The organism is Dactylosporangium roseum, from assembly GCF_025264685.1.
In the GTDB taxonomy this organism is placed as follows: Bacteria; Actinomycetota; Actinomycetes; order Mycobacteriales; family Micromonosporaceae; genus Dactylosporangium; species Dactylosporangium roseum.
Genome location: NZ_CP073721.1, coordinates 4137881 through 4154897 on the forward strand (window position 1 = coordinate 4137881; position 17017 = coordinate 4154897).

Consider the following 17017-nt stretch of genomic DNA (forward strand, 5'->3'; position numbering starts at 1 on the left):
TCCGGACGTGCGCGGCGGCCGTGGCCCGCTGCGCCGCCTCCTTGTCCGTCAGGTAGCTGCGCCGCGCCGACAACATGATCAGCCCGTCCGGCTACCCGCGTCGATGCGTTCGTAACGGGGGGAGGCCGGACCGGGAAGGGTTGAGGCGCGGGCACGCGGAAAGGTTGGTCCCATGTGCCCGCGCGGCCGGCAGCGCCGGAACGGTACCAGCGAGGCGACCGGGGATCCCCGGTGGGGCGGGAGCCGGGCGGCGATGCGACCGGCGAGCTGGTGGCCGGACCTGCTTGCTGCGACCGCCTTCGCGGCGCTCACCGTCGCCCTGATCCGGGTGCCCGCGCTGCCGCGGCTCGACGTCGCGGTGCGCGACTGGGTCGACACGCACCGGTCGCCGCCGGTCGCGTGGACGACGCTGGTGATGGACCACCTCGGACAGGGCGGTCCAGTGATGATCTTCACCCTGATCGTGGGGTTCGTGCTGGCGTGGCGCGACCGCAGTGTCCGGCCCATCGGGCCGGCCGGGCTCGCGCCGATCCTGACCACCGCGTCGATCGTGCCGCTGAAGCAGTACACCCAGCGCGGCAGCCCGCATCACGGGCCGGTGGAGCTGTTCAGCGGTCCCGGGTATGTCGAGTACCCCTCCGGGCACGTCAACAACGCGGTCGTCTACTACGGCACACTGGCGTTGCTGCTGGCGCCGTACCTGACCAGGGCCCTCCGCACCGCGGTACGGTGGCTGCCGCCGGTGCTGGTCGCGATCGGCACGACGTACATCAGCTATCACTGGCTCACCGACGCGATCGCCGGTTTCCTGCTCGGGTTCGTGCTCCTCCGGTTGAGCCTGCGGATCCCGTGGGGGCGCGTCCCGCTGCCCGCCGCGCTGGACCGTCGACCCGCCGCGCGCTGAGTCGCGGTCCGCCGGCGCGCATCACCGGGGTGACCGTGCGGTGCTCGGACGCCGGCGGCGTGCGGTCCGGCCGGTGGGCCGGCGAGCGTGACGCCGGGGTGACGGGGTAGGTCGGGGCTGTGGTCGCGTGGCTGGATCGTTACCAGCGCCAGCACACCTGGCTGGGATTCCCGCTGGCGGTGATCTACAAGTTCTTCGACGACCGTGGCCCGTACCTCGCCGCGATGGTGACCTACTACGGCTTCGTCTCGCTGTTCCCGCTGTCGCTGCTGTTTCTCAGCGCGCTCGGGTTCTTCCTGGAGGCCCATCCCGACCTGCGCCATCAACTGGTACAGACGGCAGTGGGGGACCTGCCGGTCATCGGGCCGCAGTTGCAGCGGAATGTCGGTGAGCTGCGTGGCAGCGGCACGCGCCTGGCACTCAGCGTGCTCGGCGCGCTCTACGGCGGGCTGGGCGCCATGCAGGCCGCACAGGCCGGGTTCAACCACATCTACTGCGTTCCGCGCGACGAGCAGCCCAACCCGGTGCGGTCCAGGCTGCGCAGTGTCGGACTGCTACTGATGCTCGGCAGCGCGGTGCTGCTGTCGGCCGCGGCCGCGACGCTCGTGGCGGTCGCCAACGCGCTCGCCGGCCAGTCCGGGCCCGGACTGCGGCTGCTGGGCTACCTGCTGACGTTCGTCATCAACGCCGGACTGTTCACCGCGGCGATGCAGTTGCTGACCGCCAGGGAGCTGCGCACCCGCCAGGTCATCACCGGAGGACTGATCGCCGCGGTCTCATGGGTGGTGCTGCAGACCGAAGGCGCCCGGCTCCTCGCGGCCTGGCTCAGCCACGCCAGTGCGCTCTACGGCACGTTCGGGCTGGTGCTCGCCGCGTTCGCCTGGATCTACCTCCAGGCGCTCGTGCTGATGCTCTCCGCCGAGATCAACATGGTCGTGCACCACCGGCTGTGGCCCCGGGCGCTGCTCACCCCGTTCACCGACAACGTCGAGCTGACCGAGGCCGACCGGCGGTTCTACACGATGTACGCCACCGCGCGGCGGTTCAAGGGCTTCGAGACGGTGCGGGTCGACTTCGGCCCGCCGCCACAGCGATAGGTCGCCGGCCCTGAGCGGGCAGTCGCCGGCCGGCGGCGACATGACCCGGCCGTCGAGGTGTCCGCGGCGGGCCCACCGGGTAGCCGGTGGGCATGGTCTACGTGATGGCGGTCTGCGCGGCGGCGCTGATGGGTATCGGCACCGCCATCCAGCAGCGGGCCGCGTCCCGCGCTCCGGCCGGAACGGTCCTGCATTGGCGGCTGCTGGGATATCTGCTGCGTCAACGATTGTGGCTCACCGGCATCGCCGTCGCGGTGTGCGGGAACGTCCTCGCGGGGGTGGCCCTCGGCGTGGGCAGCGTCGCCCTGGTGGAGCCGCTCACCGTGACGGGGCTGCTGTTCGCGCTGTCCGTGGCGGCCGTGTGGAGCCGGTACCGGATCGGCCGGCGGGAATGGTCCGGGGCGCTGGCCGTGGTGTTCGGGGTGATCGCGTTCCTGCTCGCCGGGGAGCCGAGTCCGGGCCGCCACCCGGACGCCCCGGTGTGGCAGTGGGCGCTGGCGGCGGCCGCGATCGGCGTCATCACCGGCGGACTGGTGGCGCTCGCCCGGCGGCTGCGGCCGCGGTACGAGGCGGCGGTGCTCGGCCTCGGCGCCGGCATGCTCTTCGGCCTCCAGGCCGCCCTGACCAGCACCGCCATGCGCCGGCTGTTCACCCACGGGGCGCTGGCGCTGCTGCTGTCGTGGACACCGTACGCGGTCGTGGCCGTCGCCGTGATCGGCATGCTGCTGGCGCAGAGCGCGTACAAGCTCGCACCGCTGCCGGTGTCCTACCCGCCGGCGGCGGCGGCCGAGCCGATCGCCGGTGTCGCCATCGGGATCGGGGTGCTCGAAGGTTCGCTGCGGCTCGAGCCGCTCGCCCTCGCCGTCGAGATCGTGGCGCTGGTGGTGATGACGGTCGGCGTCTACACCCTGGCCGCCACACGCCTGGTCGAGGCGCACCATCGTCCGCACCACCTCCCGCACCTGCCGCATCACCCGGGCCACGGCAGCGGCTGATGCGGTGTGCGCCACGGACCTGGCCAGGGGTGGGCCTGCGCGACGGCGGGCGACCCCGCCGCTATGGTGGATCGATGGCATCGGTCAAGCAGATCCAAGTCACCTTCGACTGTGCGGAACCTGAGCGCGTCGCTCGGTTCTGGTGCGAGGTGCTGGGGTATGTCGTACCGCCGCCCCCCACGGGGTTTGCCACGTGGGACGATTTCGATCGCGCGGTGCCGCCTGAGCGGCAGGGTTCGGCGTTCGCGTGCGTCGACCCCTCAGGCGTGGGCCCGCGACTGTTCTTCCAGCGTGTTCCCGAGGGCAAGGCCGTCAAGAATCGGCTGCATCTCGACGTGCGGGTCGGCACCGGGCTCGTGGGTGAGGAGCGCCTGGCCGCGCTCGAGGCCGAATGCGCGCGACTGGTCGCGCTCGGCGCGGTGCGCATGCGACTACTGCGTGCCGACGGCTACAACGAGTCGTGCCTCGTGATGCAGGACGTCGAGGGCAACGAGTTCTGTCTCGACTGACTGCCGGACGGCTGCGTGATCATGGGAAAGATATGGTTGTCGGGGGCAGCCACATCTTTCCCATGATCATGCAAGACCGGGAAGTTAAGCCGCTGGGGCTGTTGTCAATGGGCTGGTTGATGTGCCGATAGCGATGGCGATGTCGGTGATCCGGTGGATGATCTTCGGGGTTTTCAGGTTCTTGTAGGCGTAACGGGAGATCGGCCGTTTCACCACACGTGGGCTGATCCGGGCGCGTCGGGCCGGTAGCAGGTCAGCCAGCACAGCACGACCGATCGCACCGACCAGGTCGACCGCGATAGTGATCACCCCGACAGCGCGGATGGTCAGATCGCGGGCGGTCTGCACGGCGATGGTGAAGCTGGCCCGGTCCGGGTCGGCCCCGGTGGTGTCCGTGGCCCAGGTCATCGTCTGCCGCAGCGCCTGATAGACGGTCAGCAGTGCGTAGAGTTCCTGATCGACGCCGTCCGGAGTGGTCGAACGCAGCACCCGCCCAGCCAGCAGGGTGTGCTTGATCGCCAGGAAGGTCGACTCGACCTCCCACCGCTCGTGGTAGAGCTCGATCAGCGCCCCGGCCGGATAGCGGCGCTCGTCGGTGAGGGTAGTGACCAGCCGCCAGACACCGGTACGGGTCGAACCATCCGCACAGGACAGCGTGACGACCGCCTCGACCACCCGAACCCGCACCCCAGCCACCACACTGGCGTAGGAACCGTCACCAAGACGGTCCAGCACCGGCAGCTTGCGACTGGACTTGACCCGCAGCAACAACCCCGCCCCAGCGGCGGTGACCTTCGTCATGAACATGTTGGTGTCATAGCCACGGTCGGCCAGCAGCAGCATTCCCGGCCGCAGCAGACCCAGCAACCCCACGGCATAACTGGTCTCACCACTCTCACCACCCACGCCGGTACCGAACACCGCACCGAACACCGCCCGAGTCCCGGTCTCCACCAACGCCACCACCCGCACCAGCGGATACCCCGGCTCACCGGCACGGGCCATCCGCTTGCCGTACACCGCCCGATTCGCCGGCGAATCCGGCACATTCACCGTGGACCCGTCGATCGCCACCGTACGCAGCCCCCGCCACCACGCCCCGACCGTGTCGCGACCCGCCACCGGCCCGGCCAGAGTCTGGAACAACCGCCGCAGCGGCGGCACCCCCACCCGCCGCCGCGCCTGCGCCAACCCCGACGACGACGGACACACCCCCAACCCGGCCACCACACCCAACCCACCGACCAACGCTCCCCACACCCGCCGATACGACAACGAGCCGAACAACCCCAACCCCAACAGCCAATACACCACCACCCGCGACGGCAACCGCCGCACCCGCCGCTGCACCCGCCCCGTCTCGGCCAACACCGCATCCACCAACTCCACCGGCACAGCCCGGGTCAACTCACCCAGATGCCCCGCCGCGAACACCCCCACCGGCACCGACCCGACCCCGGCAATGACAGACTCCTCCGACAACGGGACTCCCCCCACAGGCTGATCTTGGTCGACTGCCTGTTCTACCGGAGTCCCGTTGCCTTATCACCCCACCACACCGCAACCACACACCCTTGACAGCAACCCTCACGACTTAACTTCCCGGTCTTGCATGATCATGGGGTCGAGCGGCGCGGCGGCGGATGGCGCCGGAACCGGCGCGTCGGCCCACCTCGGCGGCGACGCCTCCGAGCCCCGTGCCTGAACGATCGGCCTTGTTGAGCTTGACTTCGCGGCCTTGGGCCAGGGTGTACGAATGCTCCGCGACCATGAGGCGGCAACGGCGTCATGGGTGAAATCGGACTAATATGGCCGATATGCGTGCGGGTCCGCTGTCGCGGTTGGTGCGGCCGACGCCCCCGCGTTTGATGTGGGGGATCGCGTTCGCGGTCTGCATGATCGCGGTGGAGACCCTGGTGGTGTATCCGCTCAGGGAGATCAGCACCGAGGCCGCGCTGAGCATGATCTACCTGATCGGCGTCCTCGTGGTCTCGATGGTGTGGGGACTGTGGCTGGGCGTTGCGGCGGCAGTGGCGAGCGCCCTCGCATACGTGATCTTCCACGTCCATCCCGTCGGGAGCATCATTGTCAGGGACACGCGGGAGTGGGCCGCGCTCGTGGTCTTCCTGGCCGTCGCGGTGCTGAGCAGCGCCTTGGCGGACCTGTCCCGGCTGCGGGCGGTCGAGGCCCAGGAGTCCGACCTCACCGCCGAGATGGCTCGCCTGCTACTGAACACCGACGATGTCGCCCTGGTGCTGCCCGCGGTCGCGCACCGCGTCGCGCGTGCGCTCGGCCTGCCGTCCGCGGCGATCGAGCTGGCCGCCGCCCCCGAAGACGGGCGGCACTGGGCGTTTCCACTGCGTGACCGCGGCACCTGCTTCGGCATCCTGCGGGTGCCGAGCAACGTGCCCGAGCGGACGGTACGGCGGCTGCGGGCGCAGGTCGCGCCGTCACTGGCGTCACTGCTACGCGCCGGACACGAGCGCGCCGCCGTGCTGGCCACGCTGGAAGCAAGCCGGGAGCGTCAGCGTCAGCTTGCCACCGAGCAAGCCGCGTTGGGCCGGGTGGCGACGCTCGTGGCGCACGGTGCGAGTCCGTCCGAGGTCTTCGACGCGATCAGGACGGAGCTGCACGTGTTGCTCGGTGAACACATCACGTGGCTGCTCCGCTTCGAACGTGACGGCACGGCCAGTGTCGTCTCGACCAGTCTGCCGGGGCTGCGGCCGGACCAGATGCGCTGGCCGGTCGAGGGCGACAGTGTTCTGGCGCGGGTCTGGGCCGGCGGCCGGCCCGCCCGGGTCGACAGCTTCGAAGACCTCACCGGCCCCGGCGCCGCGCTGGCACGTGAATTGGGCATCCGGTCCGTGGTCGGAGTGCCGGTCGTCGTCGACGGGCGGCTGTGGGGCATGGCTGCCGTCGCGTCGGCCCGGCCCGATCCCCTGCCGGCCGATACCGAAGCACGCGTCGTGGACTTCGTGGACCTGGCCGCCATCGCCATCGCCAACGCCGACAGCCGGGCCGAGCTCGCGGCTTCCCGCGCCCGGCTCGTCGCCGCCACGGATCAGACCCGCAAGCGGATCGAGCGCGACCTGCATGACGGCGCGCTGCAACAGTTCATCGCCGTCGGGCTGCGGTTGGGAGCCGTGCAGGCCGCCCTGCCACCCGAGCTGGTCCAGGCCAAGGCCGAACTGTCGGGCACGTTGCACAGCCTGAACAGCGCCGTGGACAACCTGCGGGAAATCTCCCGGGGCCTCCATCCGGCCCCGCTCGCCATGGGCGGCCTGGTGCCCGCGTTCAAGGCGCTCGCCCGCAGATCGGTGGTGCCCGTCGAGCTCGACCTCGACGTCGGCCGGCGCATGCCGCCCGTGGTCGAAGTGGCCGCCTACTACGTCGTCTCCGAGGCGTTGACGAACGCGGCCAGACATGCCCACGCCTCGGTTGTGCGCGTTCAGGCGGGGACGCGAGGTGGCGCCTTGTGCCTGTCGATCCACGACGACGGTATCGGAGGTGCCGACCCAGGCCGCGGGACCGGGCTCACCGGCCTGAACGACAGGGTGGACGCGCTCGGCGGGCGCGTCACCGTCACGAGTCCTCATGGTGGCGGCACGCTCCTGTCGGTCACGATTCCCATCCCACCCGCCGAATCGGGCACCACCGAGCTGGCGACGACGGAGGCCGGGGGCAGCGGGGCCACGGACCCGCGCGGCACTCCCGCTGGCGGTCGCGGCCGCTCGCGGCGATGACCTCCGCGAGCGGCGCCGAAATCCGGCGCAGCGTCGGCCCGGAGGCCGGGGCCGTGGACGTCTCGCCGACGGCCACGGCCCCGGCCGTGCCCTCGTTCCGGTCCGCCTGGCCGGCACCACACGCGTGCCGGCGGAGCCACGCGTCGGTCAGCCGCCGAGCCGGGCGGCGACGGCGCTGCGCAGCTCCGGCAGGCGGTCGTGCAGCAGTCCGGGGCACTGGGTGTTGTTGAAGTCCCTGTGCCCGTAGATCTCCTTGGGCGGGATGCCGTACTGCTGGCAGGTGAACGCGCAGAACCACACGAGGCTGTCCCAGAGCGCCTGCGGCGGCTGCACGTCGAGATAGGTGCCGTCGTTCTCGATGCCGATGGCCTGGCTGTTCTGCCCGACGCAGTGCGCGCCCTGGACCATGGTCTGTCCGTGCAGCAGCGCGTAGAGACTGCCGTGCCGCCCCTCGGTCAGGTGGCCGCCGCGGCTGTTGGTGAAGTGCTGGCCGGAGTCGAGCCAGCCGTTGGTGTCCATGTGTAGGTTCTGGATGTCCCGGGAGTTCCGGTAGGCGTACGCCAGGCTGTGGTCGGTGGAGTTGGGAAACGCCGTGTGGTGGACGATGATCTTGTTGGGCCGGCTCTGCACGACGCTCACGTCGGACGTGGGTGGCCGGGCGGCCCAGGTCGCGCAGTTGGCGATCACCGGCTGGTCGACCCGGGTCGTGGCGGCCCAGGCCTCGCGACTGCCGACGAACGGGGTCAGCGCGGTGGCGCCGAGCAGGACCGCGCCGCGGAGCACGGCCCGCCGTGGGACGGGGACTGGCATCGGTGCCTCCTAGTGGGGGTGGGCGCCACCGGTGGCGGGCCCGGGCGGGGCCCGCCACCGGAGCGGGTCAGCAGGGTCCGTTGCAGGCGAGCGCCTTGAGCCGGTCCAGGGAGCCGTTCCAGACGTTCTGGTCGCCCGGGAACGTGCCCGACGAGGCCCACTGCCAGAAGGAGTACGTCGGCCAGCCGGCCGGCAGCGTGCCGACGCTGCTGGAGTAGCGCGCGATCCAGAGCGGGTTGTTGGCGGCGAACTGCGAGGTGTTGCCGGTGCAGGTGGACCACCAGTCGGTGGTGGTGTAGATGGTCGCCCACCGTCCGGTACGGGCGTGGTACTGGTTGACGAACGAGGCGATCCAGCTACGCATCGAGGCCTGGCTCAGCCCGTAGCAGGTCGCGCCGTACGGGTTGTACTCGATGTCGAGCGCGCCGGGCAGGGTCTTGCCGTCCTTGGACCAGCCACCGCCGTGGTCGACGAAGTAGTTGGCCTGCACGGCACCGGTGGACCGGTTCGGCAGCGCGAAGTGGTACGCGCCGCGGATCATGCCGACGTTGTAGGAGCCGTTGTACTGCTGGGCGAAGTACGGGTTGGTGTACCCGGTGCCCTCGGTGGCCTTCACGTACGCGAACCGGGCGCCGTTGCTCCAGGCGGCCGACCAGTTGACGTTGCCCTGGTGGCTGGAGACGTCCATGCCGGGCAGGCCGGCCGGCGCAGCGCCGGCCGGTGTCGCGCCGAGGACGGCCGCGGCGGCGACGGTGGCGGTGGCGAAGAGCGCGGCGATGGCCGCGCGCAACGCCGATCGCAGGGGACGGTTCATCGTTCCTCCCTGGGGGCTGCCGCGTGGTGTGACGCGGCTGGCGAAAAGAACCGTCAATATTAGGTCACACGTTGGAGATAAACTTCAATAGATGGATAGAAGTTTTTCGTTCAACGCCCCCGCTGGCGGTGCGTCGTCGACGCGGCCGTCAAGGGGTCCACCGCGGACCGCAGCGGGTCCAGGGGTTGTCGGCGGCGTCGACCGGCAGGGCGCCGCGCGCCGCACACGGTCTTGTCCTCGCCGCCGACCGTGAGTCGCAGGGCAAGCGTCACCCAGCCGCAGCCCGCGGCGTCGGTGGCCACCTCGGTCACCTCCCCGGAGACGACCATCCGATCACCGGGGTGGACGGGCGTGCGGCACGCGCGGCCCGGGTAGGCCGGGAAACCCCGGGTATGTCGCATCGTGCCGCGAATCGATCGGGCGATCGCCGTGGCCGATCGGCGTCGGTCGAACGATTCATGATCGAACCCGCAGAGGGAGGAAGCTCATGGAGCCACGTTCTGCCAGTCGTGGCATGACGCTCAACGTCGGCCGGATCGAGATCGACCTGCCCCGGTCGTTGGGGTACTTCGGCGCTGTGGCCGCCGCGTTGGCCTTCGGGGTGATCGAGCCGCCGCTGGGTGGCCAGGCGGAGGGCACCGTGCGGTTGCGTGACCCCGACCAGGAAGCCGCGGAGCAGGTCGCCATCGCCCGATCCGCCCGGCGCGGTGAGGAGATCGAGGAGGCAACCACTCGCGCGCGCCGTGTCCGCGGGGCTCCGGTGCCGGCCTGACCGCATCGCCGACGTCGCTCCCGACGCCACCGCCTTCGCCTCATACCGGGTGCCCTGGTGGAAGATGTTGCCGTACAGGTGCCAGCGCGACCTCTTGCGCGCCTCCGGGTCGGCCGCCCGCGTCGGTCCCGGGCCGGCGTCGCGGCCGCCGGGTCAGGCGGGTCTGCGGCCCCAAGCCGAGACCATCGGCGCGGTGGTGACGTCGAGGAGCCCTGCCGCGACGTTGTCGAGATGCTGGTCGACCTCGGCGCCGGTGGCCAGGCCGGCGGCGATCAGCCGGTCGCGGATCTGCCGCACGGTGGCCTGTTCCAGCAGGGCGCAGGCGGCACCGGTGATCGGGAAGAAGGCGTCGGCCGCGACGTCGGTCAGTCCGGCGTCGCGCAGCAACCGCGGTAGCGTGCGCCCGTAGGACAGGTCGACACCACGCTGGGCCATCAGCGTGCGGAAGTCGTGCTTGAGCTTGTTGGCCAGCCGCTGGGCCGGGCCTGGCTCGTCCGGGCAGGCCAGCGGCTGCATCTTCGGGTCGGCCTCCTCCACCAGCAGCCAGCCGCCGGGCCGTAGCGCCGAGATCATGGCGGCGAGCGCGGCGGCGCGCCGGGGAACGTGCACGAGGACCAGGCGCGCGTGCACCAGGTCGAAGCCGTCTCCCGGCGGTGGGTCGGCGCCGACGTCGTGGCGGCGGACCTCGTAGTCCGCGTCGGCGGCCATCCACGAGACGTCGATGTCGGTGGCGAGCACGTGCCCCGTCGCTCCGACGCGCGTGGCGAGCCAGGACGGCACGCTCGCGCCTCCCGCGCCGACTTCCCAGCAGTGCCAGCCTTCGGCGATACCGAGCGCGTCGACGTGCCGAAACGTGGAGGGGTTGAACAGCGTCGCCAGGGCGTCGAACCGGACGCCTGCCTCCGCTTGCTGGTTGTCGAGCAGATACCCGCCGTTCTCGGTCACCTGGGCATCATCTCAACCGCTGATGCCGACGCCCAGCTCGGCCGTACGAAATCGGCACGGCGGCGACCGCGAGCGACCAGACACCACCCGCGCGACTGGATCCGTCGTACGGCCGCCCTTCCGGACGGTGGTTCAGGCGGGGTAGGCGTGGGTCTCGGTGGCCTTGACCGCCGCCCAGAGCTCCTGACCGGGCGTGAGGCGCAGGTGGGCGGCGGCGGCCGGAGTGACGTCCGCGGCGGCGGCGATCGGGCCGGTCAGTTGGACGCGGAGGTTGTCGCCGTGGCGCTGGATGCCGGTGACGGTGGCCGGCCAGCTATTGCGGGGGCTGCCGTCGGGCCGGCGCGGGTGCAGCGCGACGGCGGCGGGCGGGAAGACCACGAACACGTCGCCGGCGAGCCGGTCGTCGCAGGTGAGGGTGAATCCGCCGGCCAGGTGGACGGTGTGGCCGTCGGCGCGCCCGCGGTACAGGTTGAGCCCGACGAGGCGGGCCACGTAGTCGGTGCGGGGCTGGGCGGTGACGGTGGCGGCGTCGCCCTCCTGGACGACCCGGCCCTCCTCGACGATGACGAGACGGTCGGCGAGCACGAGCGCGTCGAGCGGGTCGTGGGTGACCAGCAGCGTGGCGCCGGGGTGGGCGGTGAGGTGGTGGTGCAGTTCGGCGCGGGTGTCCAGGCGGGTCCGGGCGTCGAGCGCGGCGAGGGGCTCGTCGAGCAGCAGCAGGATCGGGTCGAGGGCGAGGGCGCGGGCCAGCGCGACACGCTGGGCCTGCCCGCCCGACAGTTGCCGGGGTTTGCGGCGGCCGTATCCGGCGAGTCCGACACGGGTCAGCCATTCGTCGGCGCGGGCGCGTGCGGTGCGCCGGTCGAGGCCGTGCCGGCGCGGGCCGAACGCGACGTTGTCGAGCGCGGTCAGGTGCGGAAACAGCAGGTAATCCTGGAACACCACGCCGATCGGGCGGTCCTCGGGCGGTGTCCACAGCCGGCGGTCGGGGCGGTCGAGGTCGGTCCCGCCGAGGGTGAGTTGCCCGGCGGTGAGCGGCTGCAACCCGGCGAGGGCGCGCAGCGCGGTGGTCTTGCCCGCGCCGTTCGGACCGAGCAGCGCGACCACCTCGCCGGCGGCGATGCGCACGGCGATGTCGAGGCGGAACGTGCCACGGTCGACCACCAGCCGCGCGTCCAGCATCGGGCCGTGCGCCGCGGTGGACGGCCCGATGACGGGCTCGGAAGCGGCGGTCACGGTGCGCTGATCCAGCGGTCGCGGAGCCCGGCGAGGATCGCCACGGACACGGTGAGCAGGATGAGGCTGAGCACGATGGCGGCGTCCAGGTCGGTCTCCAGGGCCAGGTAGACGGCCAAGGGCATGGTCTGGGTGGTGCCCGGATAGTTGCCGGCGAACGTGATCGTGGCGCCGAACTCGCCCAGGGCGCGGGCCCAGCACAGCACCGCGCCGGCGGCGATCCCGGGTGCGACGAGCGGCAGGGTGACGTGGGTGAAGGTGGTCCACCGGCCGGCGCCGAGGGTGGCGGCGGCCTCCTCGTAGCGGCGGTCGGCGCCGCGCAGCGCGCCCTCGACCGCGATGATCAGGAACGGCATCGCCACGAACGCTTCGGCGATCACCACGCCGGTGGTGGTGAACGGCAGCGTGACGCCGAACGTGCCGTCGAGCCACTCGCCGACGAGCCCGCGCCGGCCGAAGACCAGCAGCAGCGCCACGCCGCCCACGACCGGGGGCAGCACGAGCGGGACGGTGACGAGCGCGCGGACCAGGCGGCGGCCGGGGAAGTCGACCCGGGCCAGCAGCCAGGCGAGCGGGACGCCGAGGGCAAGGCAGAGCAGCGTCGCGAGGGTGGCGCACTGCAGGGACAGCCGCAGGGCGGTGAGCACTCCCGGCTGGGCGAGTCGCTGCGGCAGCGTCGTCCACGGTGCCCGCACCAGAAGGCCGGCCAGCGGCAGGATCAGGAACAGCAGCCCGAGCGTCGCGGGGAGCAGCAGTGCGGCGGGCGCCCGCCGGCCGGGGGAGCCGCGGCGGGGCGGCACGGTGTCCGGCCGCGCCGCCACGGCCTCGTCGAGGTCGGTCACGGTCAGGGCGCCTGGAAGCCGGCCCCGGTCAGCACCGCCTTGCCCTTGTCGGACAGCACGTGGGCGACGAACGCCTTCGCCCCGGCCGGGTTCTTGGCGCCCTTGAGCGTGACGATCGGATAGTCGTTGGTCGCTCCGGCCGACTCGGGGAACTCGAGACCCTCGACATCGTTCGGGACTGCCTTGGCGTCGGTGCGGTAGACGAGCGCGGCGTCCACCTCACCGAGCTTGACCTTGGACAGGGCCGCCTTGACGTCCTGCTCGAGGGTGACCGGGGTGAGCTTGACGCCGGCGGTGTCGAGCGCCTTCTTGGCGGCGGCACCGCAGGGGACCTGCTCAGCGCACAGGGCGACCTTCACGCCGGGCCTGGTCAGGTCGGCCAGGCCCTTGACGCCCTTCGGGTTGCCCTTCGGCACGGCGATGACGAGCTGATTCCTCACGAACGTGGTCGGTGCGCCGTCGGCGCCGCCGGCGTCGGTCACGGTCTTCATGTTCGCCGGTGCCGCGGACGCGAACACGTCCGCGGGAGCGCCCTGGTTGATCTGCGTGGCCAGGGCCGAGCTGCCGGCGAAGTTGAACTTCACGGTCGCACCGGGGTTCGCGGCCTCGAAGTCCTTGCCGAGCTTGGTGAACGACTCGGTCAGTGACGCCGCGGCGAAGACGTTGACCGTGCCGGTCACGCCGGTGCTGGTGTCCGTGCCGGCCGCGGCGCCCGTGTTGCCGCTGTCGTCGCTGCCGCAGCCGGACAGCGCCAGCAGGGCGAAGGCCGACAGTGCTGTCACAGCGACACGCATGCGATGCGGTTTCACGTTGTGGTCCTCCCCTTGGGTGCCACGGCGGGGGTGGACCGCTCCACCACCACCGTGGTCGACTTGATCACCGCCACCGCGACCGAGCCGACCCGCAGGTCCAGCTCGTCGACGGCCTCGCGGCTCATCAGCGACACCAGCCGGAACGGTCCGGCCTGGATGTCGACCTGCGCCATGACCGTGTCCTTCACCACGGCGGTGACGATGCCGCGCAGCCGGTTGCGGGCCGAGGAGGCGTCGGCGCGAGCGTCCGGTTCACCCGCTTGTGCACGCACGAACTCCGCGAGCTCGACTCCGTCGATGAGCCGGTGGCCGTGCTCGTCGCGGACCGCGGGCAGCCGTCCGGCGTCGATCCAGCGCCGGACCGTGTCCGGACTCACGCCCAACAACTCTGCCGCCTCGCCGATCCGGAACACCGTCACGCCGATCACCCTAGTGCCCGGCATGTGCGAACGAAAGCCAGCTACCTGGTCCGCATCTTCCGGCGACAGCAGGGCCAGGAGCATCGCATCTGCATGCCGGACGCCTGGGCGGCGCGTTCCGGGCCGGGGCGGCTTCATGGTCATGGGAAAGACGTGGCTGTCGGGGCAGCCGGATCTTTCCCATGACCATGGGATCGAGCGGCAGGGCGGAACGCTCGCCTCGGCGGCGGCGCCTCCGAGCCCCGCGCCGGTAGGACACGTGGCTCGGCGGTGTTGCCGCGGCCGGCGTCAGGTGAGGACGATGACCAGGTTGGCCATGTCGACCACCGGCCGGTAGCCGAGGGCGGCGTAGATCTTGTTCGAGGTCGGGTTCGCCTGATCGGTGTACAGGCACACCCGTGCACCCCCGGCCCGGATCCGTGCGGAGACCGCGGCGACCGCGCTGCTGGCCCAGCCGCGCCCACGCTGAGCCGGCGGCGTGTAGACCGGGCCCAGGCGCGCGACCCCGAACGACGGCGGCTGGGCGCCGGTGAGGTGCACCGGCCGCCCGGTCTCGTCGACCCAGAACCACAGCCATCCGGCTCGGAGCCGGCGCACCATCTCCGCGCGGTCCGGCATTTCGTGCGCACTGACACCGCGCGGCCGGCCGGCTTGTTCGTCGGCGTCGTCCATGAACGCGCCGAACCACTCCGCCACCAGGTCCACGTCGTCCTCGGTCGCGACCCGCAAGCCGCCGGGCACCGGCGCCGGCCACACCAACTCGCCGAGCTCGTGCAGCCGCGTGTGCCGGTCGACCTCGACCCGGCCTCCGCCGAGCCGGGCCGTCTCGGCGGCGCACAGCTCGGCGGCGGGAAGTGCCCCGTTGACCGCGAGCGCCTCCTCCCCGCGCTCGTGCAACGCGTGGGCCAAGGCCACGGCCGCCGCGTCGGGCATCGGCAGCAGGAACGGCGGGTAGGGCGCGTACGGCGCCGTCCGCATCCCGGCGCCGACCACGGTGCCGGACCCGTCCCTGACCACGAGCCACCAGTCGCGGTGGGGTTGCGTGACCCCGTCGGCCCGCTGCGACACCAGCCGGTGCGCGTTCGTGGTCACGACCGTGCTGACGACCGGGTCGGCGGCGAGATGGTCACCGGCCGCGGCGAGGAACTCGCCCGGATCGGTGCAGAACTCCAGGCGTGGTCCGGCCGTCGGGATCGGGCTCATTCACGCAACCATGCCATCGCACCGCCACCTCAGCACGCGATTTAGCGGCTCTGTCAGGAGGGCGGCGGCGCCGCGCGGCGCTGATCGGTGCGGTGTCACCGTGGCCGGCCGGTGCGCAGGCTGACCCACTTGGTCCGGCCGTCGACCGTGGCGCCGAGCCGGGCCTCGGCACCGATCGGCACGCTGACGACGACGATGGAGCCGGCCGCGATGGTGTCGCGGTCGTTGCCGTGGACGAGCGGGCGCACCGTGCCGCCCACGTCCACCTGCCAGCCGGTGAAGAGCGTGCCGTACCCCCGTTCGGGCTCGGGCAGGTGCTCGCCGGCCGGCACGTGGGCGAGCACGAACTCGTGCCCCTCGGCGGCGCGGTGCTCACCTCGGGAGTCGCGGCCGACGTCCTCGGGAAGCAATCCGTAGGCGGCCTGCGCGAAGACGGTCCCGTCGAAACGGCGGGACGTTCCGACGGCGTCGAACGCCACCCCGTACGTCGGGCCGACGAGCCGGGCGGTGGCGGGCGTGACCGGCGTGACGCCGCTGGTCGCCAGCGTCTCGAAGACCTGCCGGCCGCCCTCGAGGATGCCGGAGTAGTCGGCGCCGAGCACCACGACCGGCGGTGGATCGTCGGACGGCCACACCCCGCACCCGAGCGCCGCCGCGACGGCCAGTACCGCGGCGAACCGGGAGACGATCGACGTGACCATGGCGAGAGCGTGCCACCGTGCCGCGCTGCGGACTGCTGAGTGTCGATCATCGGACGGCGTCACGGACACGGCCGGGCGGTCCGGCCACCGTTTCGTGATCGTGGAGCGTTCGCACGGTTCGACATCGCCTGTGCCGCCGCGTGTCCGCGGGCGTGGTACATTCGTGCCGCGCCCCGAACGACGAAGGAGGTGAGCGCGATGGTGTTCCGTCCGTCTGTGCTCCCGACCCGTCCGGGCGACCGCTGAATCACGGGAGCACGCCGCTTCTCCCGTAGAGGATGTTCCCCGTGACCGATCTGGTCATCCGCCCGCTGCACGCGGGCGAGCACACACTGTTCCTGTCCATGCCCGAGCCGCCCACGGTCGGCATGGCCCTGCTCGGCCGCGACTTCGCCGAGTTCATGGCCAACGGCCAATACCGTCCCGAGTGGACCTGGGTCGCCCTCGACGGCGACACGGTCGTCGCGCGGGCCGCCTGGTGGGGCGGGCCCGACGACCGCGCCCCGGCGGCGCTGGACTGGTTCGATCCGGGCACCGACCCGGCGGTGGGCGCGCGGCTGCTGCGTGCCGCCGGGTTCACCGTCGACTACCACCTCATGCTGCCGCCCGGCTGGCGCGAGATCCCCGAGGCGCACCGCGCGGCCCAACTGCGGATCACCGCCGCGGGCGCCGCCGGGTTCGTCCCGGTCCTGGAGCGGCTGCGGTACCGGTGGACACCGGCCGACGGCCTGCCCGAGCGCCCGGCGCGGCTGACGTACGAGCCCGTCTCCGACGAGGCGGTCCTCCACGACGTGCTGCGCCGCATCCTGACCGGCAGCCTCGACTTCCACCAGCGGCGGGCGATCGAGCGGGCCGGCGTCGAGGCGACGCTCGCCGACGACCTGGCGTTCCTGGAGTGGCTGCCGAGCCCGCGCGAGTGGTGGCGCCTAGCCCGTGACGCGGCCGGCAACCTCGCCGGCGTCGTGATCCCGGGCCGCAACCACACCTCGCCGATCATCGCCTACGTCGGGGTGCTGCCGGAGGCCCGGGGCCACGGCTACGCGTTCGACCTGCTCGCCGAGGGCACCCATATCCTGGTCGAGCGGGGCGCGGAGGCGATCGTCGCCGACACCGACGTGACGAACACCCCGATGGCCGCCACGTTCGCCCGGGCCGGCTACCCGGTGGCGCAGCGACGGCTCGTGCTGAGCGGACCGGCCTGATCCGGCCGCTGGT

The 17017-nt window shown here is 72.0% G+C and carries 18 protein-coding genes; 7 read left to right on the plus strand and 11 right to left on the minus strand.

What is annotated here, in order from left to right:
* Positions 1 to 172 precede the first annotated feature (172 nt).
* From Drose_RS19305 to Drose_RS19320, 4 genes are all read left to right on the plus strand, one after another.
* Positions 173 to 904 (plus strand): phosphatase PAP2 family protein, encoded by a 732-nt coding sequence (locus Drose_RS19305; RefSeq protein WP_260722688.1) that lies wholly within the window; start codon positions 173 to 175, stop codon positions 902 to 904.
* Between the two features lie 119 nt (positions 905 to 1023).
* A complete protein-coding gene (locus Drose_RS19310; RefSeq protein WP_260722689.1) occupies positions 1024 to 2001 on the plus strand; it encodes a YihY/virulence factor BrkB family protein in 978 nt (325 codons plus the stop codon).
* 92 nt (positions 2002 to 2093) lie between these two features.
* Positions 2094 to 2996, plus strand: a complete 903-nt coding sequence (locus tag Drose_RS19315) for a DMT family transporter (RefSeq protein ID WP_260722690.1) — start codon at positions 2094 to 2096, stop codon at positions 2994 to 2996.
* A 74-nt stretch (positions 2997 to 3070) separates the two neighbouring features.
* Positions 3071 to 3505, plus strand: coding sequence for a VOC family protein (locus tag Drose_RS19320; RefSeq protein WP_260722691.1), 435 nt, complete (start codon positions 3071 to 3073; stop codon positions 3503 to 3505).
* Between the two features lie 84 nt (positions 3506 to 3589).
* Here Drose_RS19320 and Drose_RS19325 read toward each other — a convergent pair whose 3' ends face one another.
* On the minus strand, positions 3590 to 4987 hold the full coding sequence (locus tag Drose_RS19325) for an IS4 family transposase (RefSeq protein WP_260722692.1): 1398 nt from the start codon (positions 4985 to 4987) through the stop codon (positions 3590 to 3592).
* Positions 4988 to 5322: 335 nt separating this feature from the next.
* Here Drose_RS19325 and Drose_RS19330 point away from each other — a divergent pair, with 335 nt between their 5' ends.
* Entirely contained in the window at positions 5323 to 7248 is a 1926-nt protein-coding gene (locus Drose_RS19330; protein ID WP_260722693.1) for a sensor histidine kinase, read from the plus strand.
* A 147-nt stretch (positions 7249 to 7395) separates the two neighbouring features.
* On the opposite strand, the gene Drose_RS19335 is transcribed toward Drose_RS19330, so the two are convergent.
* The 3 genes from Drose_RS19335 to Drose_RS19345 all read right to left on the minus strand — a co-directional run bounded on the left by Drose_RS19335 (position 7396) and on the right by Drose_RS19345 (position 9201).
* A complete protein-coding gene (locus Drose_RS19335; protein WP_260722694.1) occupies positions 7396 to 8058 on the minus strand; it encodes a peptidoglycan recognition protein family protein in 663 nt (220 codons plus the stop codon).
* Positions 8059 to 8125: 67 nt separating this feature from the next.
* The gene (locus Drose_RS19340; RefSeq protein WP_260722695.1) at positions 8126 to 8872 is read right to left on the minus strand and encodes a lysozyme; all 747 of its coding nucleotides are present in this window, start codon (positions 8870 to 8872) and stop codon (positions 8126 to 8128) included.
* Positions 8873 to 8982: 110 nt separating this feature from the next.
* Positions 8983 to 9201 (minus strand): hypothetical protein, encoded by a 219-nt coding sequence (locus tag Drose_RS19345; protein WP_260722696.1) that lies wholly within the window; start codon positions 9199 to 9201, stop codon positions 8983 to 8985.
* Positions 9202 to 9359: 158 nt separating this feature from the next.
* On the opposite strand from Drose_RS19345, the gene Drose_RS19350 reads away from it, so the two are divergent.
* The gene (locus Drose_RS19350) at positions 9360 to 9644 is read left to right on the plus strand and encodes a hypothetical protein (protein WP_260722697.1); all 285 of its coding nucleotides are present in this window, start codon (positions 9360 to 9362) and stop codon (positions 9642 to 9644) included.
* 153 nt (positions 9645 to 9797) lie between these two features.
* Here Drose_RS19350 and Drose_RS19355 read toward each other — a convergent pair whose 3' ends face one another.
* The 7 genes from Drose_RS19355 to Drose_RS19385 all read right to left on the minus strand — a co-directional run bounded on the left by Drose_RS19355 (position 9798) and on the right by Drose_RS19385 (position 15802).
* Positions 9798 to 10589 (minus strand): class I SAM-dependent methyltransferase, encoded by a 792-nt coding sequence (locus tag Drose_RS19355; RefSeq protein WP_260722698.1) that lies wholly within the window; start codon positions 10587 to 10589, stop codon positions 9798 to 9800.
* A 132-nt stretch (positions 10590 to 10721) separates the two neighbouring features.
* Positions 10722 to 11771, minus strand: a complete 1050-nt coding sequence (locus Drose_RS19360) for an ABC transporter ATP-binding protein (protein ID WP_260729753.1) — start codon at positions 11769 to 11771, stop codon at positions 10722 to 10724.
* A gap of 50 nt (positions 11772 to 11821) precedes the next feature.
* Positions 11822 to 12646, minus strand: coding sequence for an ABC transporter permease (locus Drose_RS19365; RefSeq protein WP_260729754.1), 825 nt, complete (start codon positions 12644 to 12646; stop codon positions 11822 to 11824).
* A 23-nt stretch (positions 12647 to 12669) separates the two neighbouring features.
* Positions 12670 to 13461, minus strand: a complete 792-nt coding sequence (gene modA, locus Drose_RS19370; RefSeq protein ID WP_260722699.1) for a molybdate ABC transporter substrate-binding protein — start codon at positions 13459 to 13461, stop codon at positions 12670 to 12672.
* Between the two features lie 11 nt (positions 13462 to 13472).
* Positions 13473 to 13898: a TOBE domain-containing protein gene (locus Drose_RS19375; RefSeq protein WP_259867860.1), complete on the minus strand. Its 426-nt coding sequence runs from the start codon at positions 13896 to 13898 to the stop codon at positions 13473 to 13475.
* Between the two features lie 288 nt (positions 13899 to 14186).
* Complete coding sequence (locus Drose_RS19380; RefSeq protein WP_260722700.1) at positions 14187 to 15101, minus strand: GNAT family N-acetyltransferase; 915 nt, start codon at positions 15099 to 15101, stop codon at positions 14187 to 14189.
* A 95-nt stretch (positions 15102 to 15196) separates the two neighbouring features.
* Complete coding sequence (locus tag Drose_RS19385) at positions 15197 to 15802, minus strand: hypothetical protein (RefSeq protein ID WP_260722701.1); 606 nt, start codon at positions 15800 to 15802, stop codon at positions 15197 to 15199.
* Between the two features lie 278 nt (positions 15803 to 16080).
* On the opposite strand from Drose_RS19385, the gene Drose_RS19390 reads away from it, so the two are divergent.
* Positions 16081 to 17004, plus strand: a complete 924-nt coding sequence (locus tag Drose_RS19390; protein ID WP_260722702.1) for a GNAT family N-acetyltransferase — start codon at positions 16081 to 16083, stop codon at positions 17002 to 17004.
* The last annotated feature ends 13 nt before the right edge of the window (positions 17005 to 17017 follow it).